Source organism: Aliivibrio sp. EL58 (assembly GCF_900312675.1).
GTDB lineage: Bacteria > Pseudomonadota > Gammaproteobacteria > Enterobacterales > Vibrionaceae > Aliivibrio.
Genome location: NZ_OMPC01000001.1, coordinates 1000140 through 1022071 on the forward strand (window position 1 = coordinate 1000140; position 21932 = coordinate 1022071).

Sequence of the window (21932 nt, forward strand, 5' to 3'; positions counted from 1 at the left end):
ATGAGTGTTTGATTATTTGATGAAGAACTTTCCGTCTAATAAATATTTAGCGGGTATTAGTAATGTATTTATTATGCTACTTCCTATCTCATTACTTTCATCGTTTTCTTTACTTGCTTCTAATGGCGCAGAGCTGTTTGAATTATCAAGCATCAGCAGAGATTTACACTTAACAAGCACGCTTATTTCACAACTATTTCCAGTTTTACTCGTTGTCTTCTTTTCTCAATATCTAGCTTCACTTCATAAACAGCCTATCATTGCTATTATCACCTCTTCGATTTTGGTTTATTTTATTGTTTGCCTTCAATGGGGAGAAGGTGAAGGGACAGCTGCAATTCCAATCAATTTTCCTTTTGCTATTCTTCTTCCTATTTTAGTCAGCTCTTGTTATCAATACTTTAAATTATGGTCTTTTTTTAAAGACTCACATTTACCTAGCGTAGTTGAGCGATCAATCAATCTTGTTATTTCAGTATCTACAATCAGCATTTTTATTGTTGCTGTTAGTTATGTTCTTAAATACGTTGTTTTTGATAATTTGCAACTCGAATTTGAAATGCCAACATTAGATCCTATGTCACTTTTTGATGGCATTGTTTACGAATTGAGCCGTGGGTTATTTTGGTCAATTGGTATTAATGGCCATGTGGTGCTATCAAGCTATAAGTCAGAGCTTTTTGCTGTTACAGAAGAGAGTTTGGCACTAATAGAACTTGGTAAAGGAACAATGCCTATTTTAACCAGTAACTTCTATGATTTTTACACTGGTATGGGGGGGGCAGGAAACTCTCTTAGTTTAGTGTTATGTGTGTTGATTTTTGCAAAAAATAAAGGCTATAAAAATCTTGCTCAAGCCGCATTTTTGTTAAGTATCTTCAATATTAATGAGCCGATACTTTACGGTTTACCAATCATGTTTAACCCTATAATGATTGTTCCTTTTTTAATTGCTCCTATTGCGGGATTAATTATTGCTTATTTTGCTACGCTATGGGGCATAGTCCCGCCAATTATGGGGGTAATAAGTTGGATGACACCGCCTATCATTGGTGGCTATCTAGGAACTAATGGTGCAATTTCAGCTTCGATATTACAAGGTGTCATTTTACTTGTAGGTATGGCTATTTATTATCCATTTTTTATGAGAATGGACAAATTAAGCATAGGTAGAACCGCTTTAGACTCATTAACTGAACGATTCTTTTCTTCAGAAAAAATTGATACAACTAAGGCGATTGGCAGTTATATTCCGCATTTAACAAAAAATATGGCAGCCCAAAAAGAAGTTGAACATTTGCATAAAACAGGTGATTTCATTCTTTACTATCAACCGCAATATAATGTGAAGCAGAACAAGATTGTCTCATTAGAAGCTTTAATTCGACATCGTTCATACTCAGGGAAAATTACGCCTCCGACCTTTATTCAGTCATTTTCAGAGCTTGGATTACTGGCGGAATTAGATTTTTGGGTATTAGAAAAAGCAATCATGACAGCAAGTCTTTATGCTGATGATCCCAACTTTAAAATTTCGATTAATGTTTCTCCTGAGACGGTATTAGTACCAACATTTTTACCAACGTTATCGCGTCTTATTACGACGAGTAATTTAAAGTTTTCACAGCTTGAACTAGAAATAACAGAAGAACTGCTGATTAAAGATGAAGAAAAAACAAAGGAAATACTAACCCAACTTAGATCTCTAGGTGTTAAGATCGCGTTAGATGACTTTGGATCTGGCTATTCTTCAATTGCCTACTTGTCTCGTTTTGATTTTGATAAAGTAAAAATTGACCGTTCATTATTATTGAATATTGATACATTGCGCGGACAAAAGCTGTTTAGGCTTTCTGTTGAACTAGGCCTGATCACTGGGGCAGATATTGTGGTTGAAGGGGTAGAAACTCCTAGTGAAGTTGAGTTTGTTCAATCACTGGGCGTTGAATGCATCCAAGGCTTCTTCTTTTATCGTCCAATGCCTATTGAAGATATTATAGATCTTGGCCTGGTTACTTGTGTAAAAAGTGATGTTGCTTAATTAAATCGAATATCAATTTAAATAATTATTACCGTAAACTAAACCGTTCGCTGTTATGACGAGCGGTTTTTTATTTGTGTTTTTATATAATAGCTAAGTCTCACTAAGTGACATTAATTGAGATTTATTAGATTAAAACCGTCTATAGTCTAGATAGTGATCCAAACATGAATCTCTTTCGTAATAGTTAGAAATAATTGCGGAGGTAGATATGCAAACTCAGCAAATAGAGGTTAGCAGTCGAGTGAACTCTAGTTATAAGCCACTGCCAATAAACAGTGAAGAAGAGATAGCCAAGCTAGATGTTTGGTTAAATCTGGTGGGAGAAACTCAAGATAAGCAGGCATTTTCTGAGCTGTTTTCTTGGTTTGCACCCAAAATTAGAGCGTATGGATTAAAGAAATTCAATGATCCAACGTTAGCAATGGATTTAGTTCAAGAGACGATGACGCTTGTTTGGCGAAAAGCGGCCTTATTTAATCAGGCCAAAGGTAATGCCTCTGGGTGGATATTTACCGTCATGCGTAATCACAGCTTTGATATGTTACGCAAAATGCAATCAAATAGAGAAGATACGGTCAGTGACGAGTTATGGCCTCTGTTTGATAAGCAAGTCGAGGCCGTAGAGCTAGATTGGCTTGAAACTAAAAAATTGAAAAAAGCAGTCAGTGTACTGCCTGGTAATCAGCGAGTAGTTGTTGAAGGGATTTATGAACAAGGTTTGACTCAACAAGAGCTTTCAGAACAACTTAGTGAACCAATAGGAACGATTAAATCACGGCTGCGTTTAGCATTAACCAAATTAAGACAGGAGTATGAGCATGAATAAAATTACCCACCATCCTAGCGATGCATTATTACGTTCTCATGTTGACGGTGATTTACCTGAATCTCTTGCTGTTGGTATGACGTTACATTGTGATTTGTGTGAACATTGTAAGCGTAAATCAGAGAAATTAACTCAAGAATTTGCAGCGAAAGCATGGCAAGAACCAGTAGAAGCGGAATTGATTGATTTTTCTCAAATGCTCAACGGTATATTAAATACTGAGGTTGAAACTAGCTATTTGAAAGAGCCATCGGTAGAACATATCTTTATTGATTCTTTTCATTATGAATTACCTCGTGTATTAACTCGTTATGTTGATATGAAATGGAATCAAATGGGAGCGGTAAGTCGTGCTCGTTTGATAGAAGAGGGAGCGACACGATCTAACTTACTGCACATCAACGCGGGTGGCGTAATCCCAACGCATACCCATAAAGGCTTTGAGTTAACTTTATTGTTAGATGGTAGTTTTGAAGATGAATCAGGACATTATCATAAAGGTGATTTTGTTTGGTTAGATTCTTCACATGCACATAGCCCTAAAACTACTGATGGGTGTTTATGTTACACTGTACAAAATGCGCCACTGCACTTTACCCAAGGGATAAGTAAATTATTTAATCCGATAGGTAACTTATTGTACTAATATATAAATATAGGTAAGCAAGCTGAGTTAAAGCTAACTTCCTTTATGAAAAAAGATCACAGGATGTGATCTTTTTTGAATGCTACCACGTAGTATTTCATAAGTTTAATAAGGACATATCATCATGAAGCACTCTAATTTTGTTACTACATTTATATCACTTTATGGTGAATTAGATCGTTCAACTCTTCATCGCCTTCCTGAAATTTATTCTAATGATATTCAATTTATTGATGCCGTACATCAAATCGATGGGCTTCCTATGCTTACCGAGTATTTTGAACATTTATACGAGAATATTTTAAATTGTCAGTTTCATATTCATCATGTTATCGAGAATGATAATGAAGCCAGTCTTTTTTGGACGATGGAATACAGCCATCCTAAAATAGGTAAAGGGAAATGTATTTCTGTTGATGGTACTTCACATATTAAATTCAATGAAAGAGTGTATTACCACAGAGATTACTTAGACATGGGGCAGATGCTGTATGAGCATTTACCAGTTCTTGGTTCAGCAGTAAAGCTGATTAAAAAGAGAATGCAGTCATGAAAACAATATTAATCACAGGCGCAACGTCGGGCATCGGTCTCTCTTTAACAAATAAATACCTTAAACAAGGGTATCGGGTTTATGCGTGTGGTCGTAATTTCTCTGGGTATGTTGATTCAGATTACTTAACCAGCGCGAAAGGCAACGGGAGTTTAATTGAAGTCGTTTTTGATCTTGATGACAGCAACTCAATCCTTGACGCGCTTTCTACGATTGAAATGCTAGATACCGTAGTTCTTAATGCGGGAACGTGTGAATATATCGATGACGCGAATCAGTTTGATGCTGCATTATTTGAGCGAGTGATCACAATCAATGTCATTTCAATTGGGTATTGTTTACAAGCGTTAATACCAAAAATTAAACAGGGCGGTCACTTAGCATTAATGGGTTCAAGTGCTTCTTATGTACCATTTCAACGGGCAGAAGCGTATGGCTCAAGTAAAGCAGCAATTCATTATTTGGCAAAATCGCTTCAATTAGATATATCACCGGAACAATTTACTATTAGTGTGATTGCTCCTGGTTTTGTTAAAACGCCGCTTACAAATAAAAATGATTTCCCTATGCCAATGTTAATCGAAGTTGATAAAGCAGCAGAGCATATAATTGCAGGCATAGATAAAAATAAAAAACACATACATTTTCCATTTCCATTTACGAGTTTCTTAATTTTAATGGGAAGTCTCCCAGATCGTATTTGGCACTGGCTCGCTTTAAGGATGAAACGATAATGAAAAAAATTGCAGTTGTTGGTACAGGTATTTCAGGATTGGTGTGCGCGCATTTATTATCACGAGAACATGATGTAACAGTATTTGAAGCTAATGATTATATTGGTGGGCATACCGCAACAAAACGAGTAAAAGCAGAAGGAAAAGAGTGGGATATTGATACTGGTTTTATTGTATTTAATGATCGAACTTACCCAAACTTCATTGAGTTATTAACTCAACTTGGTTTATCTGGGCAAGAAACAGAAATGAGTTTTAGTGTTAAAAATGTTATTTCTGGTCTTGAGTATAATGGCCATAATTTGAATACGCTTTTTGCTCAACGCTCAAACTTATTTAATACTAAATTTTTATCCTTAATTAGTGAGATTTTACGCTTTAATAAACAATGTAAAGAGATGTGGAGTGTGGAGCACAGTGATGATCACATCGATCTTGATGTTGATGGCACGTTAGGTGATTTCTTATACCGTAATGAATACAGTAGCTATTTTTCTGAGCACTATATCTTGCCGATGGGTGCGGCTATTTGGTCATCCAGCTTACAAGACATGAAAGCATTCCCGTTGCACTTTTTCATTCGTTTTTTCCATAATCATGGCCTGTTAGATATTGCGAATAGACCTCAATGGTATGTGGTGCCTAATGGTTCTCATTCATACATAAAACCTCTGATTGCGACGTTTAAAGATAAAATTCATTTAAATAGCCCAGTAACCAGTGTGACTCGAAATCCTAGAGGAGTAACGTTAGAGATAAATGGTGAAGACAAGCATGACTTTGATGAAGTGGTATTAGCTTGTCATAGCGACCAGTCACTAGCAATGTTAAGTGATATTACAACCGCTGAAAAAATAGTGCTAAGTAAACTCACTTATCAAGAAAATGAAGTCGTTATGCATACTGATGAGAGCTTATTACCAATACAAAAACGTGCATGGGCAGCTTGGAATTATCATCTGGATACGGGGAATAAAAATAACCCATCCAGTGTGACTTATAACATGAATATTCTTCAAGGATTAGAAACTAAAGAAACAACATTTTGTGTCACTTTAAACAATTCCCCTTTGATTCATAAAGATAAAATATTAGGTTCATATAAATATGATCATCCTGTGTTTAATACAGACACCATAGAAGCACAAGCTCGTCGAGAAGAAATTTGTGGTCGACACCATACCCACTTTGCTGGTGCTTATTGGTATAACGGTTTTCATGAAGACGGAGTAAGAAGTGCGCTTGATGTATGCCAACGTTTTGGGATTAGCCTATGATTAATTCTTGCCTTTATCACGGTGATGTAAGACACAGACGATTTCAAACTAAGGCGCATAGTTTTAGTTATCAGATGTTCTTTATCGCCTTAGATTTGGATGAATTAGAAAAAACAGAACAGGTGGGGTGGTTCAAAAAAGGGCGTTTTGCTCCCCTAAGTTTTCGACGTTCTGATTATCTTGGCAGTCAGGATGAATCTTTAAAAGAATCGGTGTGGAATAAAGTGAGTGAATTGGGTGGAAATAACAGCCAAGGTCGAGTGCTTTTTGTTGGACAGGTTCGTTGTTTTGGGCTTTATTTTAGCCCAATTAATTTTTATTACTGTTATAACCAACAAGATGAATTGACGGATTTACTGGCTGAAGTGAGTAATACGCCGTGGAATCAAACTCACTATTACTTAATAAAAATTGGCTCTGAGCAAATCATAGATAAAACCTTTCATGTATCGCCTTTTTTGGATCTGAATATGAAATATCATTGGTTTATTAAAGCGCCAAGCAAGCGATTATCATTACATTTAGAAAACCGTGGTTTAGATGAAGAACAAGAAAAAATTTTTGATGCAACGATCGCTATGACACGAAAAGAATTTAATTCAAAAAATATACGTGAACAAGTGATCTCTATTCCCGTAATGACCGTAAAAATAGTATGGGGCATTTATTGGCAAGCATTGAAATTATTCATAAAACGAATCCCGTTTGTGCCACACCCAGAGCAATAAGGAGAGAGCAATGGCTAGTAATCAAATAGAGAGAACAGTATTGAAAGAGTCAGTTCTAAGCAATGATAAAAACAATAAGCCAATGCGCTGGATTGATGGTATGGCGCGTAAAGTGTTATTGGATTACTTAGGTAAGATGACTCAAGCCTCATTGACGATAAACGATGAATTAGGGCAAGTTGTTTTGGGAGATCCATTAGCCTCTTTGCAAGCTGTTGTAGAAATTAATAATACCGAAGCGTATCGAAAAATTTTATTCGGTGGTGGTATTGGCGCGAGTGAGGCATATGTTGCTGGTTGGTGGACAAGTCCAAACTTAACAAAGGTTATTCAAGTGTTAGGCCGTGAAGAAGGCGTACTTGATAGAGTAGAAAATAGCTTTAGTAAACTGGTTCAATTTTTTGATTTAATCAACCACAAGCGGAATAAAAATACCAAAGAAGGGTCTAAAAAGAACATTTTAGCGCACTATGATCTCGGTAATGAAATGTACAAAATGTTTCTGGATAAAGAAATGTTGTATTCAAGTGCTATCTATCCTAATGCCGATGCAAATTTGGAAGAAGCTCAGTTATTTAAATTACACACTATCTGTGAGCGACTTGAACTAAAAGAAGGTGAAACCTTACTTGAAATAGGCACGGGATGGGGAGCGTTAGCTATTTATGCAGCACAGCATTATGGCGTAAATGTTACCACGACGACGATTTCTGATGCTCAATATGACTTTGCAGAGCAGAGAGTAAAAGCCTTAGGTCTAGAAGGCCGAATTACGCTTCTAAAGCAAGATTATCGTACTCTTGAAGGTCAGTATGACAAATTAGTTTCGATTGAAATGATAGAAGCGGTGGGACACGAATATCTAAGCACTTTCTTTGATGTATGCAGTCGACACCTTAAACCTGAAGGTAAAATGTTAATTCAAGCAATTACCATTGCAGATCAACGTTACGACCAATACCGTAAAAGCGTCGATTTTATCCAGCGTTATATATTTCCTGGGGGCTGTTTACCCTCAGTTAGTGTCATGGCAAATAAAGTGGCACAAAATACAGATATGGTGATTACTTCACTACATGACATAGGCTTAGATTACGCCAAAACATTACGCCATTGGTATGAACGTTTTGACGATGCAAATAGTGATTTAAAACAGATGGGTTATGGCGATGATTTTATTCGTTTATGGCAGTTCTATCTTTGTTACTGCGAAGGTGGTTTTTTAGAACGCAAGATCAGCACTGTGCATTTAGTGGCTGCGAAACCACAAAACGGGGTGTATTAGCCAATTAGTATTTGTTTCATACCAATCTGAGGGAGTAGTTGAATTACGACTTATTTAGGTTGGTATGGTAGGAGGCTTCAATGTTACGTTATTTCCCTATAATCAATGCAGTCTGGTTTCAATTGATTTGGTTTGCAGTGATCCTTTATCAACAGCAAGCGGTTCCTTTTTTACTCGTTTCAATATTGCTTCATCTATTGGTATCTCCAACACGGAAAATTGACTTTTATTTATTCATTTTAATTTCGATGTTAGGTGTTTTTGGGGACGTATTACTGTCTTTTACAGGCGTATATCAATTCTCTAATGATGTACTTATACCTGTGTGGCTTATTTTATTATGGTGTCATTTTGGTTTTGCTATCAATCACAGCTTAGGGTGGTTATCTCGTTTCAATCTTGGACTTATTGCTTTAATTGGTGCTATTGCAGGTCCATTAAACTATTTAGCCGGTCATCGATTAGGTGCTGTGGATTTCTCATATTCATATCAAATCACTTTATTTTCAATTGGAGTGATCTGGGCGGTCAATCTACCCGTATTTATTATTATTCAAAAGCGTTTAAGAGCAAGAATAAATAATGAGGGGAAGGATCATGAAAAGCTTGATAAGTATACTCACCATAGTAAGCCTGTTAACAATAAATAGTGTGGTTGCAGCCCCATTACAAGGTCTACAAAGCAGCGGAAAGTCAGAATTGTCATGGTTTTTAATTTCAGTGTATGAAGCACAACTGTTTACCACTTCAGGTCAGTTTGTCTATGGTCAATATCCACAAGCACTTGAGATTGAATATTATCGTAACATTACTAAAGAAAACCTAATTAAAGCGACTAAAGATCAGTGGGAAGAGCAATCAATTAAACACCCTGATTTAGATTCATGGTTGGTTGAATTAGAACAAGTATTTCCTGATGTGAAAACTGAAGATAAATTGGTTTTTAGCATTGATGAGATAGGGAATAATCAGTTTTTTCTAAATGATAAACCTATTGGAACAATAGCAAATAAAGACTTTTCTCAGCTTTTTCTTGATATTTGGGTATCTGAAAAAACAACGTATCCAGATCTACGTCTTGAATTGATAGGAGATAAATAATGAAAAAGGTAGTCCTATTTATTTTTAGTATTCTATTAGTAGGGTGCTCTTCTCAAGACATTAATGATTACGCAGGCACTAGCCCTGAGTTTTCGATGAGATCATTTTTTCAAGATGATTTAAAAGCAGAAGGGATAGTAAAAGACTTCAATGGCACGGTTATTAGAACATTCACTGTCGATCTTCAAGCTCAATGGGATGGAGACACATTAACGCTAGACGAGCAGTTTTTATTTAATGACGGTGAAGAGCAAGAACGAACGTGGATTATTCAAGATCTAGGCGATAACTCATATACAGGAACGGCCAGTGATATCCTTGAAACTGCTTATGGTAAAAGTGTAGGAAACGCCCTTAATTGGAAATACTCGATGATATTAAAGGTAGATGATTCACACTATGAAGTTGAATTTGATGATTGGATTTATCAAATTTCAGATAATGTTGTTATTAATCAAACCGAAATATATAAGTGGGGTATACAAGTTGGTGAAGTTGTACTTGTTATCCGAAAATAAAAGAAGTTAGTAAACACCTTGAAATGAAACATACCACTAAACTAAAACCACTCACTTGATTCCCTCGTCGAAGTGAGTGGTTTTTTATTTCTTATTGTTTAATCATTTACATACAAGATCATGGTTACGATTTTTAATCGTTTTGTATGCTTTCATCATGTTCTCTTGTTTCACAAAGCGTTTTGGTGGGGCTAAAACCTTTAATTGATAATCAGAGTCGTCAGTAGTAACTTCTTCTGCCGGAGTGATAACCACGACATTAAGCTTAGGGTTTAATTTTACTATTTGTGCCGCAGTGCCTAGACCATTCTCGATATGAAACTTTCCTGCAATATGCATGACTTGCGCTTTAGGGTGTAGCGCTAAGTAATTAACAATGCTTTCTGCCATCGTGGCATCCCACGTCATTTGAGCTGCAAATTGTTTTTGAGTTTGTTCTTCGTCACCATGATGCATAGAAGCTAAAAATTTTGACTTATAAGGGGACTCAGCAAGGTCGATGTTTTTAGCTAACCATGACTTTTCATCAACATCGAGTTTATCTAAATAGCTAATACCTTGTTGGCCAATGCATTTTACGATTGGTTTTGGAGCATTTGCTGCGATAATATCACGTCCTTCAGCCTTTGCGATTTCAACTAATGGGCGATAATCACTTTCATAATTAGGCCATGCCTTAGCTTCTGACATTAATGTTTGTTCGCCAATTTGTCCTGTTAAATACTCATCCACAACCATCTGTTTATCACGACTGAATTGCTCCATAGATAATGCTAATTTAGGCTCTGTTGCAGAGAGTTGCTTAAATAGATCCGTTTGAAAACGGTGGATAGCGGCATGAGTGTGCCATTCACCAATAAGAATTACATCAGCATCAATTATCTCTTGAGGTAAAGCACTAAGGGACAAAGGAGAGCTTGTTGGTGAGAGTAATTGATAATCATAGAAACTGGTGATAGCTTGAGAGGGAACTGGTGTTGGCTGAATTTGTTGGCTGCAACCTGACAGTAAAAGTATCGCAACAAAAGACAATAAAACGGTGGATTTCATAATAGAGATTCAGTAAAGAACAATCTTATAGATTAGGATAAAACGAGAGATAATTCAATCTTAATAATAATCATTACCATTTATAGTGGTGTGATTTGAATTCGTTCTTCTATCTCTGTCACAGTATTGCAACTCAAGACTCGTATAATCGGGATCTTGAAACTCACATAAGGATATTCATATGAGTGCAAATTACCTTGAGAAAACTAGGTATCATGAAGAAGTGGAATTAGAGTGGCTAGACGCAATTGAAGCAGGTCTATACTTCCATAATTCAATAGAAGTTGAGAGTGGCACTGATACCACTCTTAACGATTAATTTTTCAATTCTCATTATTTTCAATATAAAAAGTGATTCAGTCACTTGATTTAGGCAAGAAGGAAATAGATTCTCCTTCCGCGGTTAAAATCGAAATCTGCTCCGGCTTGCCTTTTTCATCCAATCTTAACTCCCCAATTGAACTTTTATTAATTAGCTTATCGTTATTGGTAACGGATGGATCGCGTTTAGTGACTAATAAATTCTTACGTTTCGTGAACCAGTTTAACGGTGAGTGCGGGCTATAGAGTACTCTGTCCATAAAATCACAAAAACGTAATAGCTTATTGGGAAATTCATTTTTAAAGCCACTGCAAGTAATTTGGTAGATATCAGGGCTTGATTTACTGTGACGCAATTTAATGTCATAGGCGAAAGAATAATGCACATCACCAGATAGAATGACAAAGTTTTGTGGTGTTTTAGGGTGAGTAAGAATACTCAATAATGTATTCGCTGAGCCTGGGTGAGCCATCCAGTTTTCTGCATCAATCACTAACGGTTGTCCTAACATAGTCATTGTTTTTTGCAGGGCTTCAATAAATTTAACCCCAAAAATAGGCGCAGCAGAGACGATGATAATCGCTTCTTGTCCAATAAGCTCATGCTGAAAATCAAGCATTGCCTCCCAATCCATCAAACCTGATGGTTTATTAGTATTGGATTCAGAACGCCAACGACGAGTTCGAGTGTCTAACACCACGATTTTAGGCATCGTATGGATAGAGTAATGCCATTGCTCGAATCGGGTTAAATCTCTGATAAGTTGCGTATGCTGCTCATGATTATAATCATTAAAGAGTTGACGGAAACCATCTAAAAATGCGTCATCAAATTGCTCAGGATTATTTCCCCAGCCCTGACACAGAAAGTAGCCCATTAAGCCATTACCAATGACTTGAGCGGCGAGTGGATGCCCATTAACGGCATTCTCCCAGCCAATGGTTAAATTCCAGTCATCAGTGATGTCATGATCATCAAAGATCATGTAAGTCGGTATATGCGAAAACAGTTGCTGGACGTCATTTAACCCTTGCACAAATTGGTCAATAATGATTTTTTCTGTTTTCCAGCAAGCGTGCCATTTTTTATCTAATTTATTATCAGGATCAGGAAGTGACGCGGGCAGACTTACACATTCCCACAATGCAGGCGACCAAACTAATAAATACATGACGAAGAATTCGGCACAGGTGATTAGATGATTTTCGTGCTCACTGGAGCTAAAAATGGGACGAGACTTATATAGATTCCATCGAGAAAGAAAATTAGTATTATCAACATAGTGCGGCAAAAGCTTATCACGTTGATAAAGGTTATGTTGATGGGCGTAAAGCGAAGTACTTGTTGGGATAGCGGTATCAGGAAGCGATTCTTCAAATAACTCTAGTTGAGGAATGATTTGCTGAATTGCCATTAACATCGGTCCTGCGACATCATCTGCATAGATCTGGTCGCCACTCATCATTAATAGCGAAGCTCTCTCTTCAAGCGCTTGTGTTTTCAATTGTTGATTGGCGATGACTAAGCTGTCTTTGCTAGGATAATGAGGATTACGACATGAACCATGTAAGACATAATCTGCTTTGTCTTTAATGATGAATGAAAATAGAGATTCATTAGAATAAAGCGCATTAGGTAATAAACCAGATAATGCGCCATATTGAGTGATGATATCGTATTCGAGAGCTTGATTTACCGGAAAGTCCGCTTGGCATTGCAGTAGATATACCCAAGCATGGTGACCGATTTGAATGCATTGCAGATCGGTGATCATAAACTCAAGTGAGTTATCTGCCCATTGAATTAGGGTATGACCTTCGAGGCGTTCTGAAGTCGTTAGCCATAAGTTGACTTCAGTCGCACTCGATTTTCTAATAATAGGCCCAGCAAGAACTAACGGTAGTGATTTAGACATCAATTAATACAACTCTTAATAACAGATGAGACCATCATAATACTTGCTATGGTTAATTAGCAACATCCTGAGCTTTGGCGTGCTTATAGATATCTAATGTCTTTAATCGTTGTACTGAATGCTCAATGAGAGGATCTACGTAATTATCCGGTTTTAATAGCGGCTTGTTATTGGGTTGATGCAGTAGCTTTCCTGTTAGTTCCGATAACTCTGGTAGCCAATGTTTAATAAAAACACCATTACTATCAAACCGTTCGCTTTGTGTTGTGGGGTTAAATATGCGGAAGTAAGGCGTACTGTCGCAGCCTACTGATGCGCACCATTGCCAGCCTCCATTATTCGATGCAAAGTCACCATCAATAAGTTTTGACATAAAGTACTGCTCGCCCCAGCGCCAATCAATGTGTAAATCTTTGACTAAAAAACTGGCAGTGATCATGCGTAAGCGATTATGCATCCAACCGGTAGTGTTGAGTTGTTTCATTGCAGCATCAACAATAGGAAAGCCAGTATCGCCTTTACACCACTGTTCAAATTTGTCTCTGTTGTTATTCCATTGAATGTATTTGTCAAAGCTTAAAAAAGCGTGGTTTTTAGATAGCAATGGATAAAAGTGAAGTAGATGAGTGTAGAACTCTCGCCATATTAATTCATCAAGCCAAATTTCTTGTCCCTGAGTTAGTTGGTTATTGGCCTCTAAGTGTAAACGTAAAATGCACTGTTTTGCTGAAATCGCGCCAATAGCTAGATAAGGTGAGAGTTGACTCGTCCCTTCAATTGCAGGGTAATCTCGTTGGTCATGATATTGTTGTGATTTTTCGCGACAAAACTGACGCATAGCATTGACTATCGTTTTATTTGAAACTGACCACATCTTGCTTTCATTACTGATAGAGCCAGTAAATGTAGGGTCATGATAACGTTGAAGTGAGCTTAATTGTGTTGCCGATAACTCAACTGAAGCTGTCACTTTTTCAATGGTTGGAAAGTGTTGATAAAAGTACTCTCTCCATGCTTTTTTAAATGGCGTAAAAACTTTATAAGGCTGATGAGTTTTATTCAGTACTTTTCCAACTTCTACCGCACATTTGGCGTCATAAAAAGCACATTGAACATCAGAGAGTTGTGTTACAACATCAGCATCTCGGCTTAATTCGTCAGCCTCATATTCTTTATTGGCAAATAAATGTGATATACCAAGATCTTTACATAATCTGTGCAGTTGTGGTGGAACATCCTTGAACCAAGGACAAGATAATACCAGTAAAGGAATATGTAATGAGTGAAGCTCTTTTTCAAGCTCAAGTAAGCGCCTCTTTATCAAATCAATTTGAATTGAGGCTTTATTGTGTCGTTGCCATTGCGATTCACTAGCTACAAAAATAGCGACAGTAGGGGCTTGATTTGCAAGAGCAGCAGATAACGCCGGGTTATCGGCCACTCTTAAATCAGTACGAAACCAAACGCATTGCATGGTTGGTTTATAATCCATATCGTAATCTCAGTTCTTGAGGATATGGATTAAGGAAAGATTGCTTTGCTAAGTACTCATTGGAATGAATACCTAAATGATGCTTAATTAAGGTAATTGGTGAAAGCAAAGGCAATAACCCTTGATTGTAGTCTTGGATTATTTGAGCTAATTCAACCTTTTGTGGTGATTGAAGTTCTTTTTTGAAATAGCCTTGTAGGTGCATTAATACATTCGTATTGTTTTTACGAGAAGCTCGGATCGCCATTGTCTGCATTAGCTGTGTACGATAAATTGCAAAAAACTCATTAATGTCATATTCCGCCACTTTAGCAACTAATTTACCTAAGTTTTTGTACCCAACGGTTGAGTGCGACATCAGGGTGTATTTATAACGAGAGTGAAAGGCGATGATTTTCCCCGCGGTTGGTTCACCATCCATAGATTTATACAGGTCATTTAAACAAAAAACACGAGTAATAAAGTTTTCTTTAAGTACAGGGTCACTCAATCGGCCGTCTTCTTCTACTGGCAGCCAAGGCATTTCTTTCATTAAGATTTGAGTGTAAAGACCAACCCCATTTTTTGTAGCACTGTTTTTACTGTATACCTTAACTCGTTCCATGCCACAGCTTGGTGAATTCGCACAAACTATATAACCGCACATTTCTGTTTCTTTCAGTCTATCAACCGTTTTTTGAGAAAATTCGATCATTGAATCAGTGTAGTCTAAAGATGCATCTTTTGAGTCAACAAGGGCAATTCTCTCTTCGTTTGTGATTAAACGTATTGTCGGCCTTGGTACTGACATACCACTACCAACTTCTGGACAAATAGGAACATAAGTAAAGTACGGGGCAAGGACTTTAGAGGCAAATTTATTGCTTTTATGGCCACCGTCAAAACGAACACTTTCACCGTTAACACAGGAACTTATACCAACTTTAATATCCATGATTGACTCTCCATTGCTTATTTTTATTATCAATGAGTAATTAAACGAATTAACTCTCTATTTGGATCACTTCAGCTTGACTCTTTTTTTGTAGTCGAGCAAACTAACTGTAAACATATTGTGACACCTATCTTAGTTAAGGAAGCTTTTGTGCGTCTTGAAGTGCAATGTAAAGATCGATTAGGACTAACCCGTGAATTACTTGATATTTTGGCCTCTCAGAATATCGATTTACGAGATATTGAAATTGAAAAAACAGGGTTAATCTATCTTAACTTTCCTGAAGTAGAATTTGATGAATTCAGTCAATTAATGGCTAAAATTCGTCGAATTGATGGTGTTATGGATGTTCGTAAAATTCCATTCCTACCAAGTGAACGAATTAACACTGAATTATTAGCAGTATTAAGTACCTTGCCTGATCCGGTTTTCTCTATTGGTTTAAAAGGAACCATTGATCATGTAAATCACGCCGTGGCTTCATTATTTAAAATTGAAAAAGAGAAATTACTGGGTCAACCAGCAAGTACTTTATTGCCTGATTTTAATGTGATGAATTGGTTTGAAGAGTCACGTATTCGCCAGCGTGAATCGATGCTAATTGATAATATAACCTATGTAATGGAAATCATGCCGGTCTACATTACCGATGATGATAATGCCTCAATTTTAGCCAGCGCAGTGGTGATCATCAAACCTGCAATGGATTCAAAATTAGCTCGTCCATTTATTCCTGAATCCTCTAATCTTGGCTTTGAGCATTTTGTAGGTTCTTCGACTAAATATAAAACCTTGATCTCACAAGCGAAGAAATTATCAGATATTGATCAATCATTATTGATCCAAGGTGAAACAGGGACAGGTAAAGAGATGTTAGCGCGTGCTTGTCACAATGCATCTATCCGTTCAGGAAAAGCCTTCATGGTGGTTAACTGTGCAGCCATGCCTGATGATGTCGCTGAGACGGAGTTATTTGGCTACGCTCCAGGAGCATTCCCTAATATGCCAGAAGGTAAAAAAGGGATCATTGAGCAAGCGGACGGCGGTACGGTCTTCTTTGATGAGATCAGTGAAATGAGCCCACTGTTGCAAATCAAACTGTTACGTTTTATTCAAGATGGTAACTTTCGTCGAGTGGGTGAAGAGAAAGAGATCCATGTTGATGTTGGGATCATTGGCGCAAGTAAGAAGGAGCTACTAGAATTAGTGGAACAAGGCGTATTCAGAGAAGATCTTTATTATCGTTTAAACGTATTATTTTTGGAGATCCCACCACTGCGTGAGCGTCCTTCTGATATTGCTACTTTGTTTGAGTTTTTTGTGGCTCAGTTATGCAAAGAGTTAGGTATTGTTAAGCCGTCTATTTCAGAAGATGTGTATGAGTATTTACGCAGTTATTCATGGCCGGGAAATGTACGCCAATTAAAGAGTTCGACACTAAAAGCGTTAACTCAAATGGATAGAAACCAATTGAATACCTCACATTTTATGCTGCCAATATCAGATGCTAAAGCAGCAAATATGATGGATATTAATGTAGATGGCACACTTGATGAGATCATGAAATCGTATGAATCAATGATCCTAACTGGATTATACGGTGAGTTCCCATCCAGTCGTAAATTAGCAAAACGATTAGGTGTTTCGCATACCGCAATAGCGAATAAGTTGCGAGACTACGGAATAGGTAAGAAGTAGGGGAACGACATGGATGTGCATTTTGAGTTTGACCATTACCAAGTTCGTTTAATTAAAAGCAGTGACTCTGTGATGATTGCCAATTATTTTATGCGCAATCGGCACCATTTAGAACCATGGGAGCCTAAGCGCGCGAATTCCTTCTTTACCGCTGAAGGTTGGAAGCAACGTTTGTTGCAATTGGTTGAGTTACATAAGCATAATTTAGCTTTCTATTTTGTGATTTTTGATACTCAAGAGAAGAAAATTATGGGGTCGGTGAGCTTTAGTAATATTACTCGCTTTCCGTTTCATGCCGGTCATGTTGGCTACTCTCTTGATGAACATTATCAAGGTAATGGGATTATGCAGCGAGCGCTAGAACATACCGTAGATTGGATGTTTTCAGTTCAGCATCTTCATCGAATTATGGCTGCGTATATTCCACACAATAAAAAAAGTGGCAATGTGTTATCGGCACTGGGTTTCGTTAAAGAAGGAGAGGCGAAAGACTACCTTTATATTAACGGAGCTTGGGAAGATCATATTCTGACTTCTAAGATAAATAGCCATTGGGTACCAGAATAACTCTATTTTTGTGGCATAAATATAAGAAAGAATAGTTTAAATTGAAAGTTAGCATAGAGAAGTCGTTTAATTGGTGTACTCTATAAAGATGGTTTTTAAGACAATGATAATAAAGAAGGAATTTAAATGCTGAAGTTTATTAAATTTTTACAGTTGCTGATTTTAGGTGTTGTTGGTGCATTTGTTATTCAATCAACTGTGTTGCATGGTATTGGTATTTTCAGTGAGCGCTATGTGATCATGAGCTTGGTGCTGACAGCATTCTTAGAGCTGGCTATTTTTATTATTTATAAGTTAGTAGAAGATGATTTCACTAACGAACCGAAAGTAAAAAAGTAGCACGAATTTATACCAATCACAGTAAGTAAGTGATCAGTAATAGCGAAGGAAAAATGCTTGAGAACAAGGCGGCACTCTTTAACAAATAGTTTCGATAAGTAGTTATTCTACAATCAAAAATTTCAACGCAGTTATCGAGTATTTTAACCAGCTAGGATGATCAGTTATTTACTACGATTGGTATTAGCAAATCGTTGAATGAAAAAAACCGATAACTCTTTGGAGATATCGGTTTTTTTGTGTCTAGCATTACACAATTACATTGAGTTAGAAGAGTTCATTTAACGCACTATCAATAGCATTAACCAATTTAGTAATGTGTTCAGGCTGCGAAATAAACGGCGGCATCATATAAATTAACTTACCAAATGGTCGTATCCAAACCCCTTGCTCGACAAAGTGTGCTTGTATTTTTTCCATCTCAACAGGCGTGGTTAATTCCACAACGCCTATCGCGCCAAGCCATCGAACATCGGCAACCACATCGTGTTTTTTAAGTTGAGGCAGTAATTCTGAAAAGCAGGTTTCAATCTGTTTAGTTTGAGTCTGCCAATGATCTTGTTGGATCAATTCTAAACTAGCATTGGCTACGGCACAGGCCAATGGATTTCCCATAAAGGTTGGTCCATGCATAAAGCATCCGGCGTCTCCACTGCATACTGTATCAGCAACAACTTTGCTGGTGAGTGTTGCAGATAATGTCATATAGCCGCCAGTAAGCGCCTTACCAATACACATGATGTCAGGCTCAATGTCGGCGTGTTCACAAGCAAATAACTTTCCTGTTCGCCCAAAGCCGGTTGCTATCTCATCCAAAATTAACAGCAAACCATATTGGTCACATAAGCGGCGTACTTCTTTTAAATATTGAGGATGGTATAAACGCATTCCGCCAGCGCCCTGAACAATAGGCTCAAGGATCATGGCGGCGATCTCTTCATGGCGTTCGGCCAGCATCTTTTCTAAAGGAAGAATATCTTCAGGGTTCCACTCACCACCAAATTTACTGGTCGGAGATTCAACAAACAGGTGCTCTGGTAAAAAACCTTTATATAGACCGTGCATTGAATTATCGGGATCGGTTACCGACATCGCGGCAAAGGTATCACCATGGTATCCATGTCTAACCGTCACGAATTTTGAGCGTGGTTGTCCTTTGGCGTGCCAATATTGCAGAGCCATTTTTAAACTAACTTCAACCGCGACTGAGCCAGAATCGGCTAAAAAGACTTGCTCTAATCGAGAAGGGCTTAGTTCAACTAACTTTTTACATAGATCAACCGCAGGTTGATGAGTAATACCACCAAACATCACGTGTGCCATTTTATCGGTTTGATCTTTAAGCGCTTGATTAAGGTGAGGATGACAGTAACCGTGAATGGTAGACCACCAAGAAGACATTCCATCAACCAATTCCGCCCCATTTTCTAAATAGAGATTAACTCCATTCGCGTGAGTGACAGGGTAGCAAGAAAGCGGATTAATTGTAGATGTGTAGGGATGCCAAATGTGTTGACGGTCAAAATCCAAGTCGACGCTATTGTTCATTTATTCACCAGTTGTAAACTTTATCTATCCATTAAGGTTGACAGTGTATCGTTTAACCGTAGACTAGCCAAGTATAAATCGAGACCAAAAAGCACAATCAAAAGTGGTCGGATCTTAGCAATAGCAATGGTTATAGCATGTTAACGAAAGGAATTTACACGTGGAAGTGAGACATAACTGGACAGTAGCAGAAGTACAGGCGTTGATGGATAAGCCGTTTATGGACTTAATCTTTGATGCTCAATTAGTACATCGTAAGTATCAACAAACAAACCATGTACAAGTAAGTACACTGCTATCAATTAAAACGGGCGCTTGTCCTGAAGATTGTAAATATTGCCCTCAAAGTGCTCATTACCGCACTGACGTTGATCGTGAACGCTTAATGGAAGTAGAAAGCGTTTTGGATGCTGCGAAAAAAGCAAAGAACTCAGGTTCAACCCGTTTCTGTATGGGTGCTGCTTGGAAAAATCCAAAAGAACGTGATATGCCTTATCTGTTAGATATGATCAAAGGCGTTAAAGAGATGGGTCTTGAGACGTGCATGACGTTAGGGATGATCACCTCAGATCAAGCGGATGAATTATCAGGCGCAGGGTTAGACTATTACAACCATAATTTAGATACCTCTCCAGAGTTTTACGGCAGCATTATTACGACACGAACGTATCAAGATCGTTTAGATACGTTATCTCATGTTCGTGATGCCGGAATGAAGATCTGTTCTGGTGGCATTATCGGCATGGGCGAAAGTGACAGTGATCGTGCCGGCCTATTTGTTGAATTAGCGAACCTTCCTCAGCATCCTGAGTCTGTTCCTGTCAATATGCTGGTAAAAGTAAAAGGCACGCCATTAGAGGATGCAGAAGACGTTGACCCATTTGATTTTATCCGTTTGATTGCGGTTGCTCGTATCATGATGCCTGAGTCTGCCGTGCGTTTATCTGCAGGTCGTGAAAGCATGAATGAGCAGATGCAAGCCTTATGCTTTATGGCAGGTGCAAACTCGGTATTCTATGGTTGTAAACTACTGACGACACCAAACCCAGATGAAGACAGTGATATGCAACTGTTTAAAAAATTAGGTGTAAACAGCCAGCAAATAGCACAGAAACCAGATGTGGTTCAAGAACATGAATTGTTAGACCGCGTTGCTGAACGTGTCGCTTCTCGTCCTGAAAAAGACGATTTATTTTATGAAGCAAGCGTTTAATCAACGTATTAGCTCCGCCCTTACTCAACGTAAGCAAGTGGGGCTGAATCGTTCTCGAACGGTAATAGAGCAAGGTAATCAATCTCGATTAGTGGTGGATGGTCAATCTTACATTAACTTTTCAGGTAATGATTATCTTGGTCTTGCTGGCAGCAAAGAGTTAACTCAAGCGTGGCAACAAGGCTTATCTTTATATGGCTGTGGTAGTGGTGCTTCGCCATTAGTGACTGGCTATTCAAAACCTCATGCCGATTTGGAATCTCAACTGGCTGAATGGCTTGGGTTTGATTGCGCATTACTGTTTAACTCAGGTTTTAGTGCTAATCAAGCGGTGCTTTTTTCATTATTAGAAAAAGGCGACACCTTGCTGCAAGACAAACTTAATCATGCCTCGTTAATGGAAGCGGGTATATTGTCACCTGCGACGATGAAACGCTTTAAACATAATGATATATCTCATTTAACCAAATTATTAACAACGTCTGATAGTTCACCTTTTTTGGTCGTTACTGAAGGGGTTTTTAGTATGGATGGGGATTTATCACCACTGTCTGAGATTGTCAAAGTAACCAAAGAAAATAATGCGTGGTTAATGGTGGATGATGCCCACGGATGTGGTGTGTTAGGTAACAATGGCCGAGGGTGTTGTGATTTTTATCAAGTAACACCAGACATTTTAGTCGTCACGTTTGGTAAAGGGTTTGGTTTATCGGGTGCTGCGGTGCTATGTAATCAAGAATGTGGTGATTACTTAGCGCAATTTGCTCGTCATCATGTCTATTCAACGGCAATGCCGCCTGCTCAAGCCCATGCATTATCCCATGCACTTTTTATGATCCAACAACAAGAATGGCGCAGAGAAAAACTAAGTGAACTTAGTCAGCAGTTTGAATCAGAACTGGCCGGCTTTTCAGGTGCACTAAAAACGATAACTCCCATTAAACCTATTATTATTGGTGATACAGGGGCTGCAATGGCGATATCCACAGCACTTAAAAATCAAGGACTGTGGACAACTGCCATTCGTCCGCCTACCGTGCCAACAGGAACTGCGAGGTTAAGAATTACGTTAAGTGCCAATCACTCGCAACAAGACATTACACAGCTTACACAAGCAATAACAGAATTAGGATGATGGAGTT

At 37.9% G+C, this 21932-nt stretch carries 22 protein-coding genes; 17 read left to right on the forward strand and 5 right to left on the reverse strand.

The window, feature by feature from the left end:
• Positions 1–4 precede the first annotated feature (4 nt).
• The 11 genes from ED622_RS04310 (at position 5) to ED622_RS04360 (ending at position 9712) form a co-directional block, all read left to right on the forward strand.
• Positions 5–2041, forward strand: coding sequence for an EAL domain-containing protein (locus ED622_RS04310; RefSeq protein WP_371413418.1), 2037 nt, complete (start codon positions 5–7; stop codon positions 2039–2041).
• Between the two features lie 211 nt (positions 2042–2252).
• Complete coding sequence (locus ED622_RS04315; protein ID WP_122032701.1) at positions 2253–2870, forward strand: sigma-70 family RNA polymerase sigma factor; 618 nt, start codon at positions 2253–2255, stop codon at positions 2868–2870.
• Positions 2863–3516, forward strand: coding sequence for a ChrR family anti-sigma-E factor (locus ED622_RS04320; RefSeq protein WP_122032702.1), 654 nt, complete (start codon positions 2863–2865; stop codon positions 3514–3516). Before ED622_RS04315 ends, ED622_RS04320 begins: the two co-directional genes overlap by 8 nt.
• A gap of 124 nt (positions 3517–3640) precedes the next feature.
• Positions 3641–4069: a nuclear transport factor 2 family protein gene (locus ED622_RS04325; protein WP_122032703.1), complete on the forward strand. Its 429-nt coding sequence runs from the start codon at positions 3641–3643 to the stop codon at positions 4067–4069.
• On the forward strand, positions 4066–4803 hold the full coding sequence (locus tag ED622_RS04330) for an SDR family NAD(P)-dependent oxidoreductase (protein ID WP_122032704.1): 738 nt from the start codon (positions 4066–4068) through the stop codon (positions 4801–4803). The genes ED622_RS04325 and ED622_RS04330 overlap by 4 nt, the downstream gene beginning before the upstream one ends.
• Positions 4803–6080 (forward strand): NAD(P)/FAD-dependent oxidoreductase, encoded by a 1278-nt coding sequence (locus ED622_RS04335; RefSeq protein WP_122032705.1) that lies wholly within the window; start codon positions 4803–4805, stop codon positions 6078–6080. Before ED622_RS04330 ends, ED622_RS04335 begins: the two co-directional genes overlap by 1 nt.
• A complete protein-coding gene (locus ED622_RS04340) occupies positions 6077–6808 on the forward strand; it encodes a DUF1365 domain-containing protein (RefSeq protein ID WP_122032706.1) in 732 nt (243 codons plus the stop codon). The genes ED622_RS04335 and ED622_RS04340 overlap by 4 nt, the downstream gene beginning before the upstream one ends.
• A 10-nt stretch (positions 6809–6818) precedes the next feature.
• Complete coding sequence (locus ED622_RS04345; protein WP_122032707.1) at positions 6819–8093, forward strand: cyclopropane-fatty-acyl-phospholipid synthase family protein; 1275 nt, start codon at positions 6819–6821, stop codon at positions 8091–8093.
• 80 nt (positions 8094–8173) lie between these two features.
• Positions 8174–8743 carry a DUF2878 domain-containing protein gene (locus ED622_RS04350; RefSeq protein ID WP_122032708.1) on the forward strand — a complete coding sequence of 190 codons (570 nt, stop codon included), beginning with the start codon at positions 8174–8176 and terminating at the stop codon, positions 8741–8743.
• Positions 8691–9194, forward strand: a complete 504-nt coding sequence (locus ED622_RS04355) for a chalcone isomerase family protein (RefSeq protein WP_162922449.1) — start codon at positions 8691–8693, stop codon at positions 9192–9194. The genes ED622_RS04350 and ED622_RS04355 overlap by 53 nt, the downstream gene beginning before the upstream one ends.
• Positions 9194–9712, forward strand: a complete 519-nt coding sequence (locus tag ED622_RS04360) for a DUF3833 domain-containing protein (protein WP_122032709.1) — start codon at positions 9194–9196, stop codon at positions 9710–9712. Before ED622_RS04355 ends, ED622_RS04360 begins: the two co-directional genes overlap by 1 nt.
• Before the next feature lie 102 nt (positions 9713–9814).
• Here the strand turns inward: ED622_RS04360 and ED622_RS04365 are convergent, their stop codons facing one another.
• Positions 9815–10762 carry a ChaN family lipoprotein gene (locus tag ED622_RS04365; RefSeq protein ID WP_122032710.1) on the reverse strand — a complete coding sequence of 316 codons (948 nt, stop codon included), beginning with the start codon at positions 10760–10762 and terminating at the stop codon, positions 9815–9817.
• Positions 10763–10943: 181 nt separating this feature from the next.
• Here ED622_RS04365 and ED622_RS04370 point away from each other — a divergent pair, with 181 nt between their 5' ends.
• Positions 10944–11081, forward strand: a complete 138-nt coding sequence (locus tag ED622_RS04370; RefSeq protein ID WP_099047787.1) for a hypothetical protein — start codon at positions 10944–10946, stop codon at positions 11079–11081.
• A 37-nt stretch (positions 11082–11118) separates the two neighbouring features.
• On the opposite strand, the gene ED622_RS04375 is transcribed toward ED622_RS04370, so the two are convergent.
• The 3 genes from ED622_RS04375 to ED622_RS04385 are packed head-to-tail and all read right to left on the reverse strand — an operon-like array spanning position 11119 to position 15425.
• The gene (locus ED622_RS04375; RefSeq protein ID WP_122032711.1) at positions 11119–12999 is read right to left on the reverse strand and encodes an alkaline phosphatase D family protein; all 1881 of its coding nucleotides are present in this window, start codon (positions 12997–12999) and stop codon (positions 11119–11121) included.
• A 52-nt stretch (positions 13000–13051) separates the two neighbouring features.
• Entirely contained in the window at positions 13052–14491 is a 1440-nt protein-coding gene (gene phrB / locus ED622_RS04380) for a deoxyribodipyrimidine photo-lyase (RefSeq protein WP_122032712.1), read from the reverse strand.
• Positions 14481–15425: a DUF523 and DUF1722 domain-containing protein gene (locus ED622_RS04385; RefSeq protein WP_122032713.1), complete on the reverse strand. Its 945-nt coding sequence runs from the start codon at positions 15423–15425 to the stop codon at positions 14481–14483. The genes phrB and ED622_RS04385 overlap by 11 nt, the downstream gene beginning before the upstream one ends.
• 150 nt (positions 15426–15575) lie before the next feature.
• On the opposite strand from ED622_RS04385, the gene tyrR reads away from it, so the two are divergent.
• The 3 genes from tyrR (at position 15576) to ED622_RS04400 (ending at position 18029) form a co-directional block, all read left to right on the forward strand.
• Positions 15576–17123: a transcriptional regulator TyrR gene (tyrR, locus tag ED622_RS04390; protein ID WP_122032714.1), complete on the forward strand. Its 1548-nt coding sequence runs from the start codon at positions 15576–15578 to the stop codon at positions 17121–17123.
• A gap of 9 nt (positions 17124–17132) precedes the next feature.
• Positions 17133–17690: a ribosomal protein S5-alanine N-acetyltransferase gene (rimJ, locus tag ED622_RS04395; RefSeq protein WP_122032715.1), complete on the forward strand. Its 558-nt coding sequence runs from the start codon at positions 17133–17135 to the stop codon at positions 17688–17690.
• A 126-nt stretch (positions 17691–17816) separates the two neighbouring features.
• Positions 17817–18029: a hypothetical protein gene (locus ED622_RS04400; protein WP_122032716.1), complete on the forward strand. Its 213-nt coding sequence runs from the start codon at positions 17817–17819 to the stop codon at positions 18027–18029.
• A 267-nt stretch (positions 18030–18296) separates the two neighbouring features.
• Here ED622_RS04400 and bioA read toward each other — a convergent pair whose 3' ends face one another.
• Positions 18297–19577, reverse strand: coding sequence for an adenosylmethionine--8-amino-7-oxononanoate transaminase (gene bioA / locus ED622_RS04405; protein WP_122032717.1), 1281 nt, complete (start codon positions 19575–19577; stop codon positions 18297–18299).
• A 160-nt stretch (positions 19578–19737) separates the two neighbouring features.
• Between bioA and bioB the strand changes: the two genes are divergently transcribed.
• Both bioB and bioF read left to right on the forward strand, forming a co-directional pair.
• Complete coding sequence (gene bioB, locus ED622_RS04410; RefSeq protein ID WP_045104076.1) at positions 19738–20790, forward strand: biotin synthase BioB; 1053 nt, start codon at positions 19738–19740, stop codon at positions 20788–20790.
• A complete protein-coding gene (bioF, locus tag ED622_RS04415; protein ID WP_122032718.1) occupies positions 20774–21925 on the forward strand; it encodes an 8-amino-7-oxononanoate synthase in 1152 nt (383 codons plus the stop codon). Before bioB ends, bioF begins: the two co-directional genes overlap by 17 nt.
• Positions 21926–21932 lie beyond the last annotated feature (7 nt).

Coding starts and splice junctions, on each gene's coding strand:
- ED622_RS04340 (WP_122032706.1), top strand. CDS start 6,077: ATGATTAATTCTTGCCTTTATCACGGTGATGTAAGACACAGACGATTT.
- ED622_RS04385 (WP_122032713.1), bottom strand. CDS start 15,425: ATGGATATTAAAGTTGGTATAAGTTCCTGTGTTAACGGTGAAAGTGTT.
- ED622_RS04365 (WP_122032710.1), bottom strand. CDS start 10,762: ATGAAATCCACCGTTTTATTGTCTTTTGTTGCGATACTTTTACTGTCA.
- ED622_RS04350 (WP_122032708.1), top strand. CDS start 8,174: ATGTTACGTTATTTCCCTATAATCAATGCAGTCTGGTTTCAATTGATT.
- ED622_RS04325 (WP_122032703.1), top strand. CDS start 3,641: ATGAAGCACTCTAATTTTGTTACTACATTTATATCACTTTATGGTGAA.
- ED622_RS04320 (WP_122032702.1), top strand. CDS start 2,863: ATGAATAAAATTACCCACCATCCTAGCGATGCATTATTACGTTCTCAT.
- ED622_RS04355 (WP_162922449.1), top strand. CDS start 8,691: ATGAAAAGCTTGATAAGTATACTCACCATAGTAAGCCTGTTAACAATA.
- bioF (WP_122032718.1), top strand. CDS start 20,774: ATGAAGCAAGCGTTTAATCAACGTATTAGCTCCGCCCTTACTCAACGT.
- ED622_RS04360 (WP_122032709.1), top strand. CDS start 9,194: ATGAAAAAGGTAGTCCTATTTATTTTTAGTATTCTATTAGTAGGGTGC.
- phrB (WP_122032712.1), bottom strand. CDS start 14,491: ATGGATTATAAACCAACCATGCAATGCGTTTGGTTTCGTACTGATTTA.
- ED622_RS04330 (WP_122032704.1), top strand. CDS start 4,066: ATGAAAACAATATTAATCACAGGCGCAACGTCGGGCATCGGTCTCTCT.
- rimJ (WP_122032715.1), top strand. CDS start 17,133: ATGGATGTGCATTTTGAGTTTGACCATTACCAAGTTCGTTTAATTAAA.
- ED622_RS04315 (WP_122032701.1), top strand. CDS start 2,253: ATGCAAACTCAGCAAATAGAGGTTAGCAGTCGAGTGAACTCTAGTTAT.
- ED622_RS04370 (WP_099047787.1), top strand. CDS start 10,944: ATGAGTGCAAATTACCTTGAGAAAACTAGGTATCATGAAGAAGTGGAA.
- ED622_RS04335 (WP_122032705.1), top strand. CDS start 4,803: ATGAAAAAAATTGCAGTTGTTGGTACAGGTATTTCAGGATTGGTGTGC.
- ED622_RS04345 (WP_122032707.1), top strand. CDS start 6,819: ATGGCTAGTAATCAAATAGAGAGAACAGTATTGAAAGAGTCAGTTCTA.
- ED622_RS04400 (WP_122032716.1), top strand. CDS start 17,817: ATGCTGAAGTTTATTAAATTTTTACAGTTGCTGATTTTAGGTGTTGTT.
- bioA (WP_122032717.1), bottom strand. CDS start 19,577: ATGAACAATAGCGTCGACTTGGATTTTGACCGTCAACACATTTGGCAT.
- ED622_RS04375 (WP_122032711.1), bottom strand. CDS start 12,999: ATGTCTAAATCACTACCGTTAGTTCTTGCTGGGCCTATTATTAGAAAA.